This window comes from Paracoccus sp. UBA889 (genome assembly GCA_002294185.1).
Lineage (GTDB): Bacteria > Pseudomonadota > Alphaproteobacteria > Rhodobacterales > Rhodobacteraceae > Paracoccus.
This window is the reverse complement of sequence record DBFD01000046.1, coordinates 22,294-39,009: the sequence shown is the minus strand read 5'-3', so window position 1 is coordinate 39,009 and position 16,716 is coordinate 22,294. Positions and strand designations below refer to the sequence as shown.

At 66.6% G+C, this 16,716-nt stretch carries 16 protein-coding genes and 1 riboswitch; of the genes, 3 read left to right on the top strand and 13 right to left on the bottom strand.

Going from position 1 to position 16,716, the window contains the following annotated elements; genetic code table 11:
• Positions 1 to 36: 36 nt before the first annotated feature.
• Positions 37 to 166, bottom strand: a riboswitch (FMN riboswitch).
• A gap of 108 nt (positions 167 to 274) precedes the next feature.
• From doeB to B4L36_RS08155, 10 genes are all read right to left on the bottom strand, one after another.
• Complete coding sequence (doeB, locus tag B4L36_RS08200; RefSeq protein WP_292955200.1) at positions 275 to 1,264, bottom strand: N(2)-acetyl-L-2,4-diaminobutanoate deacetylase DoeB; 990 nt, start codon at positions 1,262 to 1,264, stop codon at positions 275 to 277.
• The gene (gene doeA / locus B4L36_RS08195) at positions 1,261 to 2,457 is read right to left on the bottom strand and encodes an ectoine hydrolase DoeA (RefSeq protein ID WP_292955197.1); all 1,197 of its coding nucleotides are present in this window, start codon (positions 2,455 to 2,457) and stop codon (positions 1,261 to 1,263) included. The genes doeB and doeA overlap by 4 nt, the downstream gene beginning before the upstream one ends.
• Positions 2,450 to 3,427 carry a cyclodeaminase gene (locus B4L36_RS08190; RefSeq protein WP_292955194.1) on the bottom strand — a complete coding sequence of 326 codons (978 nt, stop codon included), beginning with the start codon at positions 3,425 to 3,427 and terminating at the stop codon, positions 2,450 to 2,452. Before B4L36_RS08190 ends, doeA begins: the two co-directional genes overlap by 8 nt.
• Positions 3,412 to 4,380 (bottom strand): hydroxyectoine utilization dehydratase EutB, encoded by a 969-nt coding sequence (gene eutB / locus B4L36_RS08185; RefSeq protein WP_292955191.1) that lies wholly within the window; start codon positions 4,378 to 4,380, stop codon positions 3,412 to 3,414. The genes B4L36_RS08190 and eutB overlap by 16 nt, the downstream gene beginning before the upstream one ends.
• A complete protein-coding gene (locus tag B4L36_RS08180) occupies positions 4,374 to 5,078 on the bottom strand; it encodes a maleate cis-trans isomerase family protein (protein WP_292955188.1) in 705 nt (234 codons plus the stop codon). The genes eutB and B4L36_RS08180 overlap by 7 nt, the downstream gene beginning before the upstream one ends.
• A 15-nt stretch (positions 5,079 to 5,093) precedes the next feature.
• Positions 5,094 to 5,537, bottom strand: coding sequence for a universal stress protein (locus B4L36_RS08175; RefSeq protein WP_292955185.1), 444 nt, complete (start codon positions 5,535 to 5,537; stop codon positions 5,094 to 5,096).
• A 9-nt stretch (positions 5,538 to 5,546) separates the two neighbouring features.
• On the bottom strand, positions 5,547 to 6,833 hold the full coding sequence (locus tag B4L36_RS08170; protein WP_292955606.1) for a TRAP transporter large permease: 1,287 nt from the start codon (positions 6,831 to 6,833) through the stop codon (positions 5,547 to 5,549).
• A gap of 6 nt (positions 6,834 to 6,839) precedes the next feature.
• On the bottom strand, positions 6,840 to 7,430 hold the full coding sequence (locus B4L36_RS08165) for a TRAP transporter small permease (RefSeq protein WP_292955603.1): 591 nt from the start codon (positions 7,428 to 7,430) through the stop codon (positions 6,840 to 6,842).
• A gap of 146 nt (positions 7,431 to 7,576) precedes the next feature.
• Positions 7,577 to 8,695 carry a TRAP transporter substrate-binding protein DctP gene (dctP, locus tag B4L36_RS08160; protein ID WP_292955182.1) on the bottom strand — a complete coding sequence of 373 codons (1,119 nt, stop codon included), beginning with the start codon at positions 8,693 to 8,695 and terminating at the stop codon, positions 7,577 to 7,579.
• 162 nt (positions 8,696 to 8,857) lie between these two features.
• The gene (locus B4L36_RS08155; protein ID WP_292955179.1) at positions 8,858 to 10,252 is read right to left on the bottom strand and encodes a PLP-dependent aminotransferase family protein; all 1,395 of its coding nucleotides are present in this window, start codon (positions 10,250 to 10,252) and stop codon (positions 8,858 to 8,860) included.
• A gap of 74 nt (positions 10,253 to 10,326) precedes the next feature.
• Between B4L36_RS08155 and B4L36_RS08150 the strand changes: the two genes are divergently transcribed.
• From B4L36_RS08150 to B4L36_RS08140, 3 genes are all read left to right on the top strand, one after another.
• Positions 10,327 to 10,815: an Lrp/AsnC family transcriptional regulator gene (locus B4L36_RS08150; protein WP_292955176.1), complete on the top strand. Its 489-nt coding sequence runs from the start codon at positions 10,327 to 10,329 to the stop codon at positions 10,813 to 10,815.
• A 246-nt stretch (positions 10,816 to 11,061) separates the two neighbouring features.
• On the top strand, positions 11,062 to 12,432 hold the full coding sequence (locus tag B4L36_RS08145; protein WP_414692163.1) for an NAD-dependent succinate-semialdehyde dehydrogenase: 1,371 nt from the start codon (positions 11,062 to 11,064) through the stop codon (positions 12,430 to 12,432).
• 25 nt (positions 12,433 to 12,457) lie between these two features.
• Positions 12,458 to 13,828 carry an aspartate aminotransferase family protein gene (locus B4L36_RS08140; protein ID WP_292955170.1) on the top strand — a complete coding sequence of 457 codons (1,371 nt, stop codon included), beginning with the start codon at positions 12,458 to 12,460 and terminating at the stop codon, positions 13,826 to 13,828.
• 1 nt (position 13,829) lies between these two features.
• Here the strand turns inward: B4L36_RS08140 and B4L36_RS08135 are convergent, their stop codons facing one another.
• The 3 genes from B4L36_RS08135 to B4L36_RS08125 form a co-directional block, all read right to left on the bottom strand.
• Positions 13,830 to 14,462, bottom strand: coding sequence for a nucleotidyltransferase family protein (locus B4L36_RS08135; RefSeq protein ID WP_292955167.1), 633 nt, complete (start codon positions 14,460 to 14,462; stop codon positions 13,830 to 13,832).
• Entirely contained in the window at positions 14,459 to 15,262 is an 804-nt protein-coding gene (locus B4L36_RS08130; protein WP_292955164.1) for an XdhC family protein, read from the bottom strand. The genes B4L36_RS08135 and B4L36_RS08130 overlap by 4 nt, the downstream gene beginning before the upstream one ends.
• 84 nt (positions 15,263 to 15,346) lie before the next feature.
• Positions 15,347 to 16,636 carry a PQQ-dependent sugar dehydrogenase gene (locus tag B4L36_RS08125; protein WP_292955161.1) on the bottom strand — a complete coding sequence of 430 codons (1,290 nt, stop codon included), beginning with the start codon at positions 16,634 to 16,636 and terminating at the stop codon, positions 15,347 to 15,349.
• Positions 16,637 to 16,716: the final 80 nt, after the last annotated feature.

Below are 16,716 nucleotides of genomic sequence, written 5' to 3'. Positions count from 1 at the left end.
GAGCTTCGATCCTTGACCGCCCCAGGCAAGGGCGGCCTCGGTTCTCTTCCATCCGGACTATACCGTCGGCCCCGGAATTTCACCGGATCTGCTGACCCTTCCGACAGGAAGGCGCTCGCGGGCTGTCACCGCCGGTGGGGAATTGCACCCCGCCCTGAGAACGAGAATCGCGATAGCATGAGGTCGGCGCGCCGCCAAGCCCCGGCGGACAATCGGCGAGGGCGTGACACCGCCTTGCACCAGCGACGCGGCCCGGTCCCTGCGCTTCGTCAGGTCAGCGGACCGCGATCACCGCGAGGCAATCCCCGGTCTGCACGAGGCCCGGAAAATGCCGCGCCGCGATGATGCCGTCGCGGTTTGCCGTGACCGAAACCGGCTCGATCCCGGTCCGGTCGGCGGGCCAGATCCGGGCAATCGGCTGGCCGGCCCTGACCGCATCGCCCAGATCGGCCAGCGGATGCAGCAAGCCGTCGCGCGTGGCAAAGTGAAAGCAATCATCGCCCGGCATGTCCAGCATCACGTTGTCGTCCGCTGCCTCGACCGGCCCGGCGAGAATGCCCGCATGGCGCAGCAGGTTGCGCCCGCCCCGGATGGCGATGGCGGCCGAGGCCGCCGTGGCCGTGCCGCCGCCGCCCAGTTCGGTGGTGACGAAGACCTTGCCCTGACTTTCGGCGGCCGTGTCAAGCATCCCCACCGCGTCGATTTCCAGCATCATCATCGAATAGGGCGCGCCGAAAGCCTGCATCGCCGCCACGCATTTCGCCTGCTGGTCCTTGTCCTCCAGATAATGCGCCGCCGCATAGGGCAGGAAATCCAGCGTCTTGCCGCCCGAATGGTAATCCAGCACGATGTCGGCCATGGGCACCAGAACGCTGTCGAAATAATGCGCGATCTTCTGGCTGACGCTGCCATCGGGACGACCCGGAAAACAGCGGTTCATGTTGATCTGGTCGATCGGGCTGACCCGGGTTCCGGCGCGGAAGGCCGGATAATTCAGGTAGGGCACGATGATGACGCGCCCGGTGACATCCTCTGGCGCGATCTCCCAGGCCAGGGCCTGCAGGGCGATGGGGCCCTCGTATTCGTCGCCGTGATTGCCGCCGGTCAGCAGCGCGGTCGGCCCCGCGCCGCCCGCGATCACGGTGATCGGGATCATCACGCTGCCCCATGCGCTGTCGTTGCGCGAATAGGGCAGTCGCAGAAAGCCGTGATGCTTGCCCGGCCGGTCCAGCGGGATGGTGGGCACGATCGGGTTCGCGGTCATGACTTCACCAGCATCCGGCGCGGGATGTTGCAGAACAGTTCCGGCTCGCGTTCGGTGATGACGATGGATTCGGTGGTCTCGTAACCCCAGCCCTCCATCCACAAGCCGGTCATGAAATGGAAGGTCATGCCCGGTTTCAATTCGGTCTGGTCGCCGCGGCGCAGCGACATGGTGCGCTCGCCCCAGTCGGGCGGATAGGACAGCCCGATCGGATAGCCGGTGCGGTTGTCCTTGACGATGCCGTGGCGGTCCAGGACCGTGAAGAAGGCATTGGCGACATCCTCGCAGGTATTGCCGGCGCGGGCGGCGCCAAGCCCCGCCTCCATCCCTTCCAGCACCGCCTTTTCGGCCTCCAGCATGTCCTGCGGCGGCTTGCCCAGGAAGATCGTGCGCGACAGCGGCACATGATAGCGCTGATAGCAGCCCGCGATTTCGAAGAACGTGCCCTCGTCCTGCTTCATCGGCTGGTCGTCCCAGGTCAGATGCGGCGCCGAGGCATCCGGCCCCGAGGGCAGCAGCGGCACGATCGCCGGATAATCGCCGCCATGCTGGGACCATTCGTCAAAGCGCAGGCCGGCGTCATAGATCTCGGCGACCAGATCGCACTTGCGCTGACCGACCTCGACCTTGTCGGCGATGCGGCGGTGCATCCGCTCGACGATGCGGGCGGCCTTGCGCATGTATTCCAGTTCCTTGGGCGTCTTGATGGCGCGCTGCCAGTTCACCAGCCCGGTGGCGTCAAGAATCTGCGCCTCGGGAAGTCCGTGGACCAGCCGTTCATGCGCCTTGGCGGAATACCAGTAATTGTCCATCTCGACGCCGATGAAGCCGCGATGCCAATTGCGGGTGGCAAGGCTGGCCCACAGGTAGTCCATCGGGTGGCGTTCGACGGACTGCACATAATAATCCGGGTAGCCGATGATATAGTCGTCCGGCATCCAGACCGTGCGCAATGCGCCCTGCGCATCCTGCCCGCGCCCGAACCAGATCGGCGGCCCGTCGGGCCCGACGATCACGCATTGATGCACATAGAAGGACCAGCCGTCATAGCCGGTCAGCCAGGCCATGTTGGACGGGTCCGACACGATCAGCAGATCGAGGCCCAGCTTTTCCATGCTGGAACGTGTCTTTCGCAGCCGCTGTTCGTATTCCTCGGTCGAAAAGCGGTAGGGGGTCCTTTGCAGTTCAGGCATTCGGCTGGTCTTTCGAAAACGCGGCAAGCGCGTGGGTGGCAATGGCGGTGTCCTGCACGCCGGTGCCCGTCAGATCCGCGATGGTGATCTGGTCGGGTGAGGTTCGGCCGGGATGGCGGCCGGAAATGATGTCGCCCAGTTCGGGGATCGCGGCATCCTCGGCGATCACCCCCGCGCCAAGCGCGGCGCGCAATTCGCCCATCAGCCGCGTCTGGCCGACGCGATCGGCGACGTAGAGATCGGCGCGATCAAGGCACAGCGGATCCAGTTCGTTCTTGCCGGCCTGATCGCTGCCCATCGCGGTCACATGCTGGCCGGGGCGCAGCCATTCGGCCCGCAGGATCGGCTGTGTGGCGGGCGTCGTGGTCACGATCACATCGCCAAAGCCCGCCGCGGTCGCGGCGTCGGGCTGGGCCCGGACCCGCAACCCGTCGCGGGCCAGGTCGCGGGCCAGCGCCTCGGCCCGGGCGGGATCGCGTGCCCAGATCACCGCCTCGCGGATCGGGCGGACAAGGCAAAGCGCCTGCAACTGCATCCGGGCCTGCAACCCCGCGCCGAAGATCGCGGCCCGGCTGGCATCCGGGCGTGCCAGATGCCGCGCCGCCACGCCCCCGGCCGCCGCCGTGCGAACATCGGTCAGATAGCCGTTATCCAGCAGCACCGCGCAAACCCGGCCGGTTTCGGTGGACAGCACCACCATCAGCCCCGAGGTCGAGGGCAAGCCCTTCGCAGGATTGTCGAAGAAGCCGGGCGAGATCTTGACGGCAAAACCCGGCAGGCCCGGCACATAGGCGGTCTTGACATCGACCTCGCCGTTCACATCGGGCATGTGCATCGACAGGATCGGCGGCATCTGCACCCCGCCGCCCGCCAAGGCGGCAAAGGCGTTTTCGATCAGGTCCAGGACAGCGTCGTCAAGACGCACCCTTTCGCGCAAAAGGTCTTCGTGCAGGATCAGGATGTCGGACATGCCGCGCCCCTGACGATGGCCGCGTGGCGGGCCGGGTCTATGTTCTGGCCGGACAGGATCAACACCAGCGGGCCATCCACGGCCCGCAGCCTGCCGGCAAGGATCGCCGCCGCGCCGACCGCCGCCGCGCCCTCGACCATCTCGTCCTCCTCGACCGACAGGTGGCGGATGCCGGCGGCGATTTCATCCTCGGTCAGCAGGATCAGGTCGTCCATCAGGTCGCGGCACAGGCCGAAGGTCAGGCGATTCTTCAGCCCGATTCCGCCGCCCAGACTGTCGGCCAGCGTCTGCTGTTCGGGAACCGCGACCGGATGGCCGGCCTTCAGGCTGGCCGCCATGGCCGCGCCGCGTTCCATGCTGATCCCGATGATGCGGATGGCAGGCCGACGGGCCTTGGCCGCCAGCGCCACACCGGCCAGCAATCCGCCGCCCGACAGCGGCACCGCGATGGCCGCGGCATCGGGGATCTGGTCCAGGATTTCCAGTCCCAGTGTCCCCTGCCCGGCGATGACATCGGGATGATCGAAGGGCGGGATCAGCGCAAAGCCTTCCTCGCGCTGCAACCGCCGCGCTTCGTCGAAGGCCTCGTCCTGCGAGGCCCCGATCACACGGGCCTCGGCGTCAAGGGCCCGGATCGCGTCCAGCTTGTTCTGCGGCACCAGTCGCGAGACGCAGATCACCGCCGGCAGGCCAAGCTGACGGGCCGCATGGGCCAGTGCGCGGCCGTGATTGCCGGTCGAGGCGGTCGTCACCCCTGCCACCTCGCCCAGCCGCGCCGCCGCATTCGACGCCCCGCGCAGCTTGAACGCGCCGGTTTCCTGCCGGTGTTCGCATTTCAGCCAGACCGGCCCCCCGGCCAGCCGCGACAGGCCGGGCGCAGCCTTGACGGGCGTCACACGCACCATGTCGCGGATGCGTTCCGAGGCCGCCAGGATATCGTCCAGCGTCACCATGTCCGCACCTGAAACAATCGCCCCGTTCCCTGGGCCGGGATGCGGGCGATGTCCAGCATCGACCAGAACAGGGCCAGGTTCGAACTGAGCACCGGCTTGCCGATCGTCTCTTCCAGCCGCTCGATCACCGAAACCGCCGGCAGCGCGGTGCAGGACATGAACAGCGCCTCTGCCTGCGGATGATCCGATGCCTGCGCGAATTCGACGATCTCGTCGGCCGACAGCAAGGCCATGTCGCGGTCATCGGCATGTCCCATCGACCGGCGCGACACCACGTCAAGGCCGTTGGCCTGAAAATGATCGCCGACCAGATCGGTGGTCTCGCGCAGATAGGGGGTCATCAGGGCGATCCGGGTGACGCCCAGAGCCGCGAATCCGCGCAGCGCCGCCGCGACCGGGGTGCTGACCGGCGCGCGCGAACCGATGGCCTGCTGCACGCCATCGCCCAGCACCGCCGAGGCCGAGGTGCAGCCGAAGGCGATGCCCTTCAGCGCGACCCCCGGCACCAGAAGGTCCGAGGCCGCTTTCAGATGCGGGCCGGTCTTCTTCAGGTTTTCGGCGGTGGTGGGATTGTCAAAGGCGATCCGGGTGACATGCAGCCGGCAGCCCGGCGGCAGCAGCCGCTGCGCGTCGCCCTCGATGGTCAGGTCCGTCGCCAGCGCGATCAGGCCGAAGCGGTTCACGTCGTCGCGCCACATCTTCCGTTTGTCCCTTCAGACGACCAGCACCGGACAGGCGGCAAGGCCGGTGACCTTGTGACTGACCGATCCCAGCAGGTAATTCTCGGTGGCGCCCAGCCCGCGCGATCCGACCACGATCAGATCGCAGCCCTTTTCATGCGCGACCGAAATCAGCGTGCGCGCCGGAGGGCCGGCCTTGATGAAGGCGCTGACCTGCACCACGCCGGCATCCCGGGCATGACTTTTCGCATAATCGGCCGCGTTGCGCGCGGTCGATCGCATGGCCTCGTCCAGGTTGCCGCCCGGCTCCAGCGAGCCGCGCACCATCGACAGCGAGGCTTCCAGCATCGAGTGATGCCGATAGACGGTCAGGATGATCAGTTGTGCATCGCACAGCTTGGCCATCTCGACCGCCTGCGTCAGGGCCCGGTGCGACCCGTTCGAACCGTCATAGCCGACGAGGATTTTCCGAAACATCGCGCGCCTCTACTTGTCGAAGGCCAGATCGCGCAGGAACAGCGCGATCTGCGGGAAGAAGATCAGCAGCACGGCCACCGTCAGCAGCATCAGGATGAACGGCGGCGTGCCCCGGATCACATCGATATAGGGCCGTTTGAAGACCGCGATGGCGGTGAAGATATCGGCGCCGAAAGGCGGTGTGGCACTGCCGATCGCCACCTGAAGGGTGATGATCGTGCCGACCAGGACCGGATCCAGGCCGACCGACTGCACCACCGGCGCGAAGATCGGCACGAAGACCAGGATCACCACGATCGGATCGACGAACATGCAGCCGATGAAGAAGGCGATCGAGATGGTGAACAGCACGCCGTATGCGCCCATCTCGTTGATGCCGATACTTTCCAGGACTTGCTGCGGGATCTGCGCGAAACTGATGACATAGCTGAAGGCCGCGCCGGCGCCCACCAGGATGAACACCACCGCCGTGATCAGCCCGGTCGATTTCGCGGTGGCGTAAAGTTGCTTCACGCTCAGTTCGCGAAAGACGATCATTTCCAGAAACAGCGCGTAGAGAACGCAGGCGGCGGCAGCCTCGGTCGGCGAGAAGATGCCGCCATAGATGCCGCCGATGATGATCGCCGGAAAGCCCAGCGGCCAGAGCGCGCGCAACACGGCCTGCCCGCGTTCGCCCCAACTCGACTTGGGCAGTGTGGGCACGTCGTTCCGCACCGCGTAGATGTAGCTGTAGACCGAGAACATCAGCAGGATCAGCAGCCCCGGCCCGATGCCCGCGATGAACAATTCCGAAATCGAGGTGCCCGAGACGACGCCGTAGATGATCATCCCGATCGAGGGCGGGATCAGAAAGGCGATGTCCGAGGAATTCACGATCAGCGCAAGGACGAAGCTGTCATTGTAGCCCGCCTTCAGCATCCGCGGCCGCAGCGGTCCGCCGACCGCCACGACGGTGGCCTGGGTCGAGCCTGAGACGGCGCCGAACATGGTGCAGGCCCCCGCGGTCGAGATCGCAAGCCCGCCCCTGAGATGCCCGACGAAGGCCATCACCAGATCGATCAGGCGATTCGCCGACTGGCCGCGCGTCATGATGTCGGCGGCGAAGATGAACATCGGCACCGCGATCAGGCTGGCGGGCCTGATGCCGCCCAGGATCTGCTGGATCATCGTATCCAGCTGCGAAAAGCCGCCGAACAGCGTGACGAAGCCGATCAGCGAGCCCGCGATCAGCGGGATCATCATCGGAAAGCCCAGCAGCAGAAGGACGATCATGGTGCCGAAGATTGCCCAGGTCATCATCGCTCAGACCTCCTCTTCCACGCTGTCGTCATAGCCTTCCAGCGTGCTGGTGGACAGCCAGATGTCGCGGTCGATCATGTTCTTGATCGTGGTCAGCGTGTATTGCAGGCCGGTCAGGAAAAAACCCAGCGGTGCCCAGACGATGATCCACCATTGCGGGATCTGCAGCGCCGGCAGCACCCGCCCGCGCGAGGCCTGCGTCAGCACGTAATCCATCGCATACCAGGCCAGCAGCAGCATAACCGCCGCCGTCAGGGCGGAAATCAGGATCATCATCATCTTGCGCAGCCGGAACGGCAGGGCGTCGAAAAAGGCCGACATGCGGATATGCCGGCCATGCCGCGCGGCGTAGGAAATGCCCGCGAAGGTGATCAGGATGATCAGCGCCTGGTTCAGTTCCTCGGAAAAGAAGATGCTCTGGCCCAGAAGGTAGCGACCGACGACATTGGCCATCGTGTTCAGCGCCATCAGCAGGACCCCGATTGCCAGCAGCACCGCCTCGATCCGGGCGATGGCCACATCGATCGCGCCCAGCGGTCCGGGCAGCCCCGAAACATATTTGGAATCGTCGATATCGTCATCGCCGCCCGCCATTTCGGCCGCGGCGACGATATCGGGATCGGGCTTGGGGGCATGCTTGTCGTCAAGCGTCATGGCCGGGATCCCATGCTGTGAACGGATAACCTGCATGGGATCGGCCACGCATGTGGCCGGACCCCCTGTCGTGGCACGGGCCGGGGCTAGTTGCCGGCCGGGGCGGTCTCGGTCGTGCCTTCCGCCGGGGCCGCGGCGCTGTCACCGCCCCCGGTCGCGGCGGCCTCGTCACTGCCGCCAGCCGCGGCGGCCGCGTCGCCACTGCCCGCGGCTTCCAGATCGGCCTTCATCTGGTCCAGGATCGCCTGGGCCTGCGATCCGCCGATCTCGAGGAACTGCGCCTCGACATCGGCCGCCGTCTCCTTGAAGGGCTTGCGCTCTTCTTCGGTCAGCGTGTTGATCGTGATCGAGGGCTTGGCTTCCTTGATCTTGTTCAGCGATTCCTCGGTCAGGCCCTTCTGGTAATCGACGATATAGTCGAACGAGGCCGAAATCGCGTCCCGAACCACCTTCTTGTTTTCGTCGGACAGGCCGTCGAAGAATTCCTTGTTGGCCATGACGGCGGTGGTGAAGTTGTTGTGGCCGGCGCGGGTGATGTAGTCGGTCACCTCGTACATCTTCGTCGATTCGATGAAGAAGGCGGGATTTTCCTGACCCTGGATGATGCCGGTCTGCAGCGCGCCGTAAACCTCGCCCCAAGGCAGCGGCGTGGGCGTCGCGCCAAAGGCCTTGTAGCTTTCGACCAGCAGCGGGTTGGTCATCACGCGGAACTTGACCTCGTTCAGATCGGCCGGGCTCTTGACCGGCGTGGTCGTGGTCATCATCACCTCGCCCTCCGGGAACATGGTCAGAAGCTCAAGACCCTGATCGGCATAAAGCGGCGGAAACAGCTCGTTGATGGCCTTGGAATTGCGGAAGAAGCTGACCAGCGTATCCTGATCCTGGGGCAGCAGATAGGGCACGAAGAAGACCTGCGCCTCGGGGATCAGCGCGCCGGTAAAACCGGGGGACTGATCGACGAATTGCAGGATGCCCGATTGCGCCTGTTCCATGATGTCGGCCGATTCGCCCAGCGTTCCGAACGGGAACAGCTGAACCTCGTTGTCGGAATTGGCCTCGATCTCTTCCTTGAACTTCTGGGCGAACTTGCCCTGAACCTCGTCCATCGCCTCTTCGAAGGCATAGCGCCAGGTTTCGGCCATGGCGGAACCCGCGCCCAGAACCAGGGCGGCAAGGCTGGCGGCGGTCAATGTCTTGAAAGTCATGTGTTCTCCTGTTGATGGGCCTCCCTGACGCAACGGCGCAAGGAACCTCGGGTTTGCAGGCTCCGGGTCGTTCCTGCCCGGACTGGCTTGTCTCGACAGTTCGGACCAAGCCCTTTGCATGTCAATTTCTATATTAAACCATGACAATTCGGGGGCCGGGTGTCAAACGGATGGTCCGGGACGGCCCTCGGGCCGACTTTCGGGCAGGATCCCGGCCAGGATCGAAAGCCCCCGTTCCATCTCTCGCAAGGGCGCCGCGCCGAGGCAGATCCGCAGCGCCGGATCGCGGTCGGTGACGGCAAAGCCGCTGCCCGGCGCCACCGCCACGCCGCGGTCCAGCGCGCGGTCCAGCAACGCGCGTTCGTCGGTGCCCGGCGGCAGCGGCAGCCAACGGTGCAGGCCATGCGGAAAGCCCGCGCTGCGCCCGTCCAGCAGACGCTGCGCCAGCCGGTTTCGGCCCGCAAGCTCGATCCGTTGGGCGGCCAGAAGACGGTCCGCCACGCCGCTGGCGATCCAGTCCTGCGCGATCTCGGCCATCAGCGGCGTGGCCATCCAGGCCAGCGACAGATGCCGGTTCAGCGCGCGCTCTGCCAGCGTTTCGGGCATGGTCAGAAAACCCAGCCGCAATCCCGGCGACAGGCATTTCGACAAGCCGGTAAAGTAGAAGCTGCGTTCGGGCGCGAAATGGGACACGGGCGGAGGACGGCGCCGCGCGACCGGTCCCGTCGGATCGCTTTCCAGAATGATCAGGCCGGCCTCGCGCGCCGCGCAGGCCAGCGCCTGCCGCCGGTCGCGATCCATCATCCGCGCGAAGGGGCCCGCCCCCGACGGCAGCAGAAACACCGCCTTCACCCGCCCGGCCGAGGCACGCACGACCTTTGACAGCGCGCCCGGATCCATTCCCGCCTCGTCGCCGGGAACGCCGCGCAGACGCAGATGCAGATGCCTGGCCGCCGGTTTCAGCGTGTGGCAGGTCGAACTTTCGGTGGCGATCTCGTCGCCCGGTTTCAGCGCGCTCATCAGCGCCACGAACATGGCGGGCGTGGTGCCGTTGGTGATCAGGATGCGCTGCGCCGGCACGACCAGGCCGCAGCGTGCCAGCCAGGCCGCCGCCATGCCGCCGTAGAGGGCCATCGTCTGGCGCGGGCGAAAGGAATGGATCGCGCCATCGGGCAGCCTGTCGGAGAGGCGGACAAGACTATCGCGCCAGGCCTCGGCAATGGCGGGCAGGCGGACCGGGGTCATCATCGACAGATCGATCGGCGGACGGTCGGTGGCGGCGCGGAACCACGGCACCTCGACCGTCTCGCGCGGGCCGGATTTCACGAATGTCCCCCGCCCCACCTCGCCCGAGATCAGGTCGGCGCGGATCAGTTCCTCATAGGCGCGACTGACCGTCTGGACCGAGACACCCAGCCGCCAGGCCAGATCGCGATGCGGCGGCAATTTCTCTCCGGCGCGCAGGCTGCCCGAATCGATGGCGGCGGCAAGGCCCTGGGCAAGGCTTCGATAGGCGGGGCGCGAGATGTCCTCGCGGGTGAGCGGCCAATGCGACATGGACCGCATGATTCGCGATGCGGCGGCGGCTTGTCCAGATTGACATTGGCCGGGGCGGCGGAAACAAGCGGATCATGACGCCGCTTCGCCTCGATGATCGTGACATCGCCATTCTCGCGACCTTGGCGCGCGAGGGCCGCATCTCGAAGACCGAGCTTGCGTCGCGGGTGAACCTGTCGCCGACGCCCTGCTGGGAACGCATGAAGCGGCTGGAACAGGCCGGGCTTATCCGTGGCTATCGCGCCGAGATCGCGCTTGCCGGGCTGGCGCCGCATGTGCAGGTCTTCGTGATGGTGGAACTGGACACTCACCGGACCGAGAGTTTCCGGACCTTCGAGCGCACCGTGGCGCGGATGGACGAGATCACCGGCTGCTGGGCCATCGGCGGCGGCTATGATTACCTGATGCAGGTCGTATCGACCGATGTCGCGGCATTTCAGGACCTGATGGACAATCTGCTGGAAAGCCCCGCCGGGCTGCGGCGCTATTACAGCTATATCGTGACCAAGCCGGTCAAGGATCTGCCGCCGGCGCTGGCGCTGCTGGGCGGAGGCGAGGGCTGAGGGGCCTTGCCCCTCGGCGCGTGCCGCGCCTCACCCCAGGGTATTTCCGCAACGAAGAAACCGCCGGAGCAGAGGATTTTTCTGCGGCGGCGACCGACTTTGGAGAATTCCTCCCCCGCGCGGCACCTAGATCCGTGTCAGGCAAGGAGGTGCACGATGCTTGACGACATGTCTTCCCGACTGACCGACCGGATCGCCGATTCCGGCCTGCTGCCCGGCCAGGGCGATTTCGCCGGCGAGGGCCGGATGGCCGTGCGCGATCCCGCGACCGGCGAGGTCATCGCCAAGGTGGCCATCAGCGACCGCGACGGCGCCCGCGCTGCCATCGATGCCGCGCAGGCGGCGTTTGCCGGATGGTCCGCGATGCTGCCCCAGCACCGGGCGCAGATCCTGCATCGCTGGCACGCCATGATCGTCGAGGCGAAAGAGGATCTTGCCCGGATCATGGTGGCCGAACAGGGCAAGCCGATCAGCGAGGCGCGGGGCGAGATCGAATACGCCGCCAGCTTCGTGCAATTCTATGCCGAAGAGGCGCTGCGCCCGAACATCGAAGGCGTGACCAGCCACCTGCCGGACGCAGAGATGGAATTGTGGCGCGAGCCGGTGGGTGTCGCCGCGCTGGTCACGCCATGGAATTTTCCCTGCGCGATGATCACCCGCAAGGCCGCGGCCGCGCTTGGCGCGGGCTGCACCGTCATCATCCACCCCTCGGCCGAGACCCCGCTCTCGGCGCTGGCCCTTGCGGAACTGGCCCGCCGCGCGGGGTTTCCCGAAGGCGTGGTCAACACCGTCATCGGCGACGCCGCGACCATCGTCGGCGAATGGACCGCCGATACCCGCGTCCGGGCCCTGTCCTTTACCGGATCGACCGAGATCGGGCGGCTGCTTTATCGCCAATCGGCCGATACGGTGAAACGTCTGGTCATGGAACTGGGCGGACACGCGCCGTTCATCGTCTTCAAGGGCGCCGATCTGGACCGGGCCGTGGCCGAGGGCATCAAGGCGAAATTCGCGACCTCGGGACAGGATTGCCTGGGCGCGAACCGCTTCTATATCCAGCGCGACATCTATGACGATTTCTGTGCCCGCTTCACCGCCGCAGTCGAAAAGCTGACCCTGGCACCGGGCATGAGAGATCCCGATATCGGCCCGCTGATCCATGACCGCCAGATCGAAAAGCAGATGGCGCATGTCGAGGATGCCCTGGCCAAGGGCGCGCGGCTGCTGACCGGGGGTGGAGTGGACGAGGCCCAGGGGCCGCTGTTCTTCAGGCCGACGGTTCTGGCCGATGTGCCAGACGAGGCCGCGATCATGTCGCAGGAAACCTTTGGTCCCGTCGCCGCGCTGAGTCCGTTCGACACCGAGGACGAGGTGATCGCGCGGGCCAATGCCACCGAATACGGGCTGGTCGCCTATCTTCACAGCCACGACCCGCGCCGGATCTATCGGCTGACGCGGGCGTTGCAATACGGCATGGTCGCGGTGAACCGCACCAAGGTCACCGGCGCGCCGATCCCCTTCGGCGGCATGAAGCAATCCGGGATCGGCCGCGAGGGCGCGCGTCAGGGGCTCGAAGCCTTTACCGAAATCAAATATGTCTGCCGCGACTGGGCCTGAACCACCGGCGATGAAAGGAAACGAGATGCTGACCAATGACGAACTGGCGAAGTGGGACCGCGAGAGCTTTTTCCATCCTTCGACCAATCTGGGTCAATTCGCGCGAGGCGAGGGCCCGCAGCGGATCGTGACCGGCGGTGAGGGCGTTTTCATCACCGACCGCGACGGCAACCGCCTGCTGGACGGGTTCGCCGGGCTTTACTGCGTGAATGTCGGCTATGGGCGCAAGGAGATCGCCGAAGCCATCGCCGATCAGGCGCGCGAACTGTCCTATTACCACGCCTATGCGGGACACGGCTCGGAGGCCAGCATCACTCTGGCCAGGATGGTGATGGAGCGCGCGCCCGAAGGTATGGCGCGGGTCTATTTCGGGCTTGGCGGCTCGGACGCGAATGAAACCAACATCAAGCTGGTCTGGTATTACAACAACATCCTGGGCCGGCCCGAGAAGAAGAAGATCATCTCGCGCTGGCGCGGCTATCACGGTTCGGGCCTGATGACCGGCAGCCTGACCGGGCTGGACCTGTTTCACAAGAAATTCGATCTGCCGCTGGCGCAGGTGATCCATACCGAGGCGCCCTATCCTTACCGCCGACCCGACCTGGCCATGTCCGAGTCCGATTTCACCGCCTATTGCGTCGAAAAGCTGGAAGACCTGATCGCCGCCGAGGGCGCCGACACGATCGCCGCCTTCATCGGCGAGCCGGTCCTGGGCACGGGCGGCATCGTGCCGCCGCCCGCCGGCTACTGGCCCGCGATCCAGAAGGTGCTGGACCGCCACGACATCCTGCTGATCGCGGATGAGGTGGTCACGGGGTTCGGGCGTCTGGGCAGCATGTTCGGCAGCGATCATTACGCGATGAAGCCCGACCTGATCACCAGCGCCAAGGGCTTGACCAGCGCCTATGCGCCGCTGTCGGCCAGCATCGTGGGTCAGCGCATGTGGGACGTGCTGACGCGTGGAACGGACGAATACGGCGTGCTGGGACATGGCTGGACCTATTCGGCCCATCCGATCGGCGCGGCGGCGGGAATCGCCAACCTGAAGCTGATCGACCACCTTGGACTGGTGCAGAATGCCGGCGAGACCGGCAATTACTTCTGGCAGAACATGCGCGAGCAGGTCGGCGGCCATCGTCATGTCGGCGAGGTTCGCGGCGAAGGGATGCTGTGCGCGGTGGAACTGGTCGCGGACAAGGAAAAACGCATCTTCTTCGAGGCTGCCGATGGCAAGGGCGCCAAGGTCGTGGCCGCGATGCTGAAACGCGGCGTGATCGCGCGGGCCATGCCGCAGGGCGACATTCTGGGATTCGCGCCGCCCTTGTGCCTGACGAAGTCCGAGGCCGATCAGATCGTGTCGGTGACGAAGGACGCGATCACCGAGGTTCTGGGATAGCTTATCGCGTCCCGCGACGGCCGGGGGCGCCGCCCCCGGACCCCCGAGGTATTTGAGAAGAGTGCGAAAGGCGGGCCGGCCGGGTTGCGCGCCGGATCCGGGCGAGATCGTTCACCGTGTCGATATCGGCCAGTTGACCGGCGGCCTCGATCACCGCCGCCGGCGGCAGATCCCCGATCAGCGGGCCCGCGCCCCGGTCGCCTTTCAAGGCCGCCAGTCTTGGCAGCCAGGCCGCCGGAAAACAGGCCGGCGGCATGGGCGGGCCGCGGTCGCGGCTGGCCGAGGGCATCGTGTCGCTGGCAGCGGCGACAACCCGGTCCAGATGTCTTGCGCTGACGAAGGGCATGTCGGCCAGCGCGATCAGCAAGAGGTCCGGACGGCCCGCGGCGGCCAGTCCCGCACGCAGGCTGTCGGACTGCCCGCCCGGGGCGACGGCCACGATCTCGAAGCCGGCCAGATGAGGCGCCAGGTCCGGATTGGCGATGACTGCGATACGGCGGTCCAGCGCCGCCCTGCGCATCGCCTCGGCGGCGTGGGCGATCAGCGGGCGGCCGCGAAGCGGGCTCAGCAGCTTGTCCTTGGGTCCGAAGCGGCGCGAGGCGCCAGCGGCCAGCAGCAGCCCGGCGCGGATCATCCGAACTGTGCATCATAGGCGGCCAGGATCTCGGTCAGGACCGAGGCGGCCAGAAGACGCGGTTCGCGCACGGGGCTGACGACGCCGATCGGGCCGCGCAGACGGACCAGCGCCGCCTCGTCGATCCCCGTCTCGCGAAGGGCCGCCTGACGCGCAAGCTGTGCCCGTCGCGATCCGAGCGCGCCGATATAGAAGGCGGGCGAGGCCAGCGCCGCGCGCAGGGGAGGCAATTCCCGGTCATGGTCGTGAAACAGCGTCACGACGGCGCTCTGGGCGTCCGGCGGCGGAGCCTTTTCGCCCCGGTGGCAGGGCAGATCGAGCGCGGCGACCATGGACGCCAGAGCTTCGGCCTCGTCGCCCTCGCCGTGCAGGATCACCGCGGGCGGTGGCGGCAGGACCAGCGCAAAGCCCGTCGCTGCGTCGCGGGAGGCCGCCCCGGTGACAAGATCGATGCGCCAGCGGCCGGTGCGCCGGGCGGCACTGTCCGCGCCGATGGCAGCCAGCCAGACCGGATCGGGACGCTGGATCAGTGCGATGTGCACGGTTCCGCCGCAGGGCAAGGGCAGGTCAATCGGCCCGCCCAGCCCATAGGTCAGATGGGTGACGGCACGGGCCGCGCCGACATGGCCCGCGATGTCGGCGTCGATGCAGCCCGCGCCGAGCCGGCCGACCCGGCCGCCATCCGGCCACAGCGCCATGGCCGCCCCGGGCCTGCGCGGAAAACCGCCCTCGGCCGCGATCAGCAGGGCAAGCGCGCCTCCGGGCCTTGCGGCAAGGGCGGCGAAAGGGTCGGTCGTCATGTCGGGCAACGTCCGGCTGCGGGATCCTGTTCCGTCACGGTCCTCCCAGGCGAACGACACGGACGCCGCGCCGCTGCCGGGCGGTTATGCCGCGCTGACGCGCCAGATCACGTCGCCCACATCGTCCGCCATCAGCAGCGATCGGCGGTCCGGTCCTATGGCCACGCCGACCGGCCGTCCATAGGAGAATTTCTCGTCCTCGGACAGAAAGCCCCACAGGATGTCGCGCGGCGGTCCCGAGGGTCTGCCCTCGGCGAAGGGCACGAAGATCATGCGATAGCCGCTGAGCGTCGAGCGGTTCCAGGATCCGTGCTGGCCGATCACCATGCCCTCGCCGAATCCGGGCAAGGTCTGGTCCGGCATCCAGCACAGTCCCAACGAGGCGGTGTGCCCGCCCAGCGCGTAATCCGGCTTGATGGCGCGGGCGACCAGATCCGGATCCTGCGGCACCCGGTCGTCGACGATCCGGTCCCAATAGCAATAGGGCCAGCCGTAGAAGCCGCCTTCCTGCACCGAGGTCAGGTAATCCGGCGGCGTCTCGTCGCCCAGCCCGTCACGTTCGTTGACAACGGTCCACAGAGTCGCGGTGTCGGGCTGCCAGGCCATGCCGACCGGGTTGCGCAACCCGGAGGCGAAGATGCGCGCCTTTCCGCTGGCCAGATCCAGTTCCCAGATCGCGGCGCGGCCTTCCTCGGCCTCCAGGCCCTCGTCGCCGATATTCGTCAGCGATCCGACGCCGGCATAGATCCTGCTGTGATCGGGGCTGACGATCAGGCTGCGGGTCCAGTGGCCGCCGGGCTTGAAATCGACCAGCTTGCGGCCCGGACCCTGCAGCCGGTCCGCGCCTTCGGTGTAGTCGAAGGCCACGATCCCGTCGGTATTGCCGACATAGAAGGTGCCGTCGACCATGGCCATGCCGAAGGGCTGGTTCTGGTTCTGCACGAAGACATGTCGCGTCTCGGCCACGCCGTCGCCGTCGCCGTCGCGCCACAGCGTGATGCGGTTGGGGCTCTGGCCGATGGCCTTCGCCCGCCGCATCGTGGCCTGCATGGCGTGATCCATCAGCTTGCGCGGCGGGCTTTCCTCCTGCAGCGCCTCGGCCACCAGGACATCGCCATTGGGCAGGACCTCGATCCAGCGGGGATGGATCAGATCGCGGGCGAAGGCATTGACCTTCAGGCCGGGCGCGGCGGTGGGCTTGTGGTCGCCCACCCAACCCTTCGCGGTCGGCATCTTCAGCGTCATGATGCCCTGTTTCCTGGCTTCGGGGATGGTGGGTGACTGCCCCGTCGCCTGCGATTTCGGCGCCGCCCCGCGCCTCAGCAGCACCATCGCCCCGCCCACGATCGACGTCGCCCGTGCCATCCAGTCCATGTTTTCGTTCCCCTGTTGTCGCGGGGCCGAGCCTAGGACATGCGGCGCCGGGTGCAAGCCCGGAAACATGCCGCGGGCCG

What these genes read in the sequence shown, in the direction of transcription:
- doeB (WP_292955200.1), bottom strand. Translation starts at nt 1,264, where the DNA reads ATGACCGCGAACCCGATCGTGCCCACCATCCCGCTGGACCGGCCGGGC.
- doeA (WP_292955197.1), bottom strand. Translation starts at nt 2,457, where the DNA reads ATGCCTGAACTGCAAAGGACCCCCTACCGCTTTTCGACCGAGGAATAC.
- B4L36_RS08190 (WP_292955194.1), bottom strand. Translation starts at nt 3,427, where the DNA reads ATGTCCGACATCCTGATCCTGCACGAAGACCTTTTGCGCGAAAGGGTG.
- eutB (WP_292955191.1), bottom strand. Translation starts at nt 4,380, where the DNA reads ATGGTGACGCTGGACGATATCCTGGCGGCCTCGGAACGCATCCGCGAC.
- B4L36_RS08180 (WP_292955188.1), bottom strand. Translation starts at nt 5,078, where the DNA reads ATGTGGCGCGACGACGTGAACCGCTTCGGCCTGATCGCGCTGGCGACG.
- B4L36_RS08175 (WP_292955185.1), bottom strand. Translation starts at nt 5,537, where the DNA reads ATGTTTCGGAAAATCCTCGTCGGCTATGACGGTTCGAACGGGTCGCAC.
- B4L36_RS08170 (WP_292955606.1), bottom strand. Translation starts at nt 6,833, where the DNA reads ATGACCTGGGCAATCTTCGGCACCATGATCGTCCTTCTGCTGCTGGGC.
- B4L36_RS08165 (WP_292955603.1), bottom strand. Translation starts at nt 7,430, where the DNA reads ATGGCGGGCGGCGATGACGATATCGACGATTCCAAATATGTTTCGGGG.
- dctP (WP_292955182.1), bottom strand. Translation starts at nt 8,695, where the DNA reads ATGACTTTCAAGACATTGACCGCCGCCAGCCTTGCCGCCCTGGTTCTG.
- B4L36_RS08155 (WP_292955179.1), bottom strand. Translation starts at nt 10,252, where the DNA reads ATGTCGCATTGGCCGCTCACCCGCGAGGACATCTCGCGCCCCGCCTAT.
- B4L36_RS08150 (WP_292955176.1), top strand. Translation starts at nt 10,327, where the DNA reads ATGACGCCGCTTCGCCTCGATGATCGTGACATCGCCATTCTCGCGACC.
- B4L36_RS08145 (WP_414692163.1), top strand. Translation starts at nt 11,062, where the DNA reads ATGGCCGTGCGCGATCCCGCGACCGGCGAGGTCATCGCCAAGGTGGCC.
- B4L36_RS08140 (WP_292955170.1), top strand. Translation starts at nt 12,458, where the DNA reads ATGCTGACCAATGACGAACTGGCGAAGTGGGACCGCGAGAGCTTTTTC.
- B4L36_RS08135 (WP_292955167.1), bottom strand. Translation starts at nt 14,462, where the DNA reads ATGATCCGCGCCGGGCTGCTGCTGGCCGCTGGCGCCTCGCGCCGCTTC.
- B4L36_RS08130 (WP_292955164.1), bottom strand. Translation starts at nt 15,262, where the DNA reads ATGACGACCGACCCTTTCGCCGCCCTTGCCGCAAGGCCCGGAGGCGCG.
- B4L36_RS08125 (WP_292955161.1), bottom strand. Translation starts at nt 16,636, where the DNA reads ATGGACTGGATGGCACGGGCGACGTCGATCGTGGGCGGGGCGATGGTG.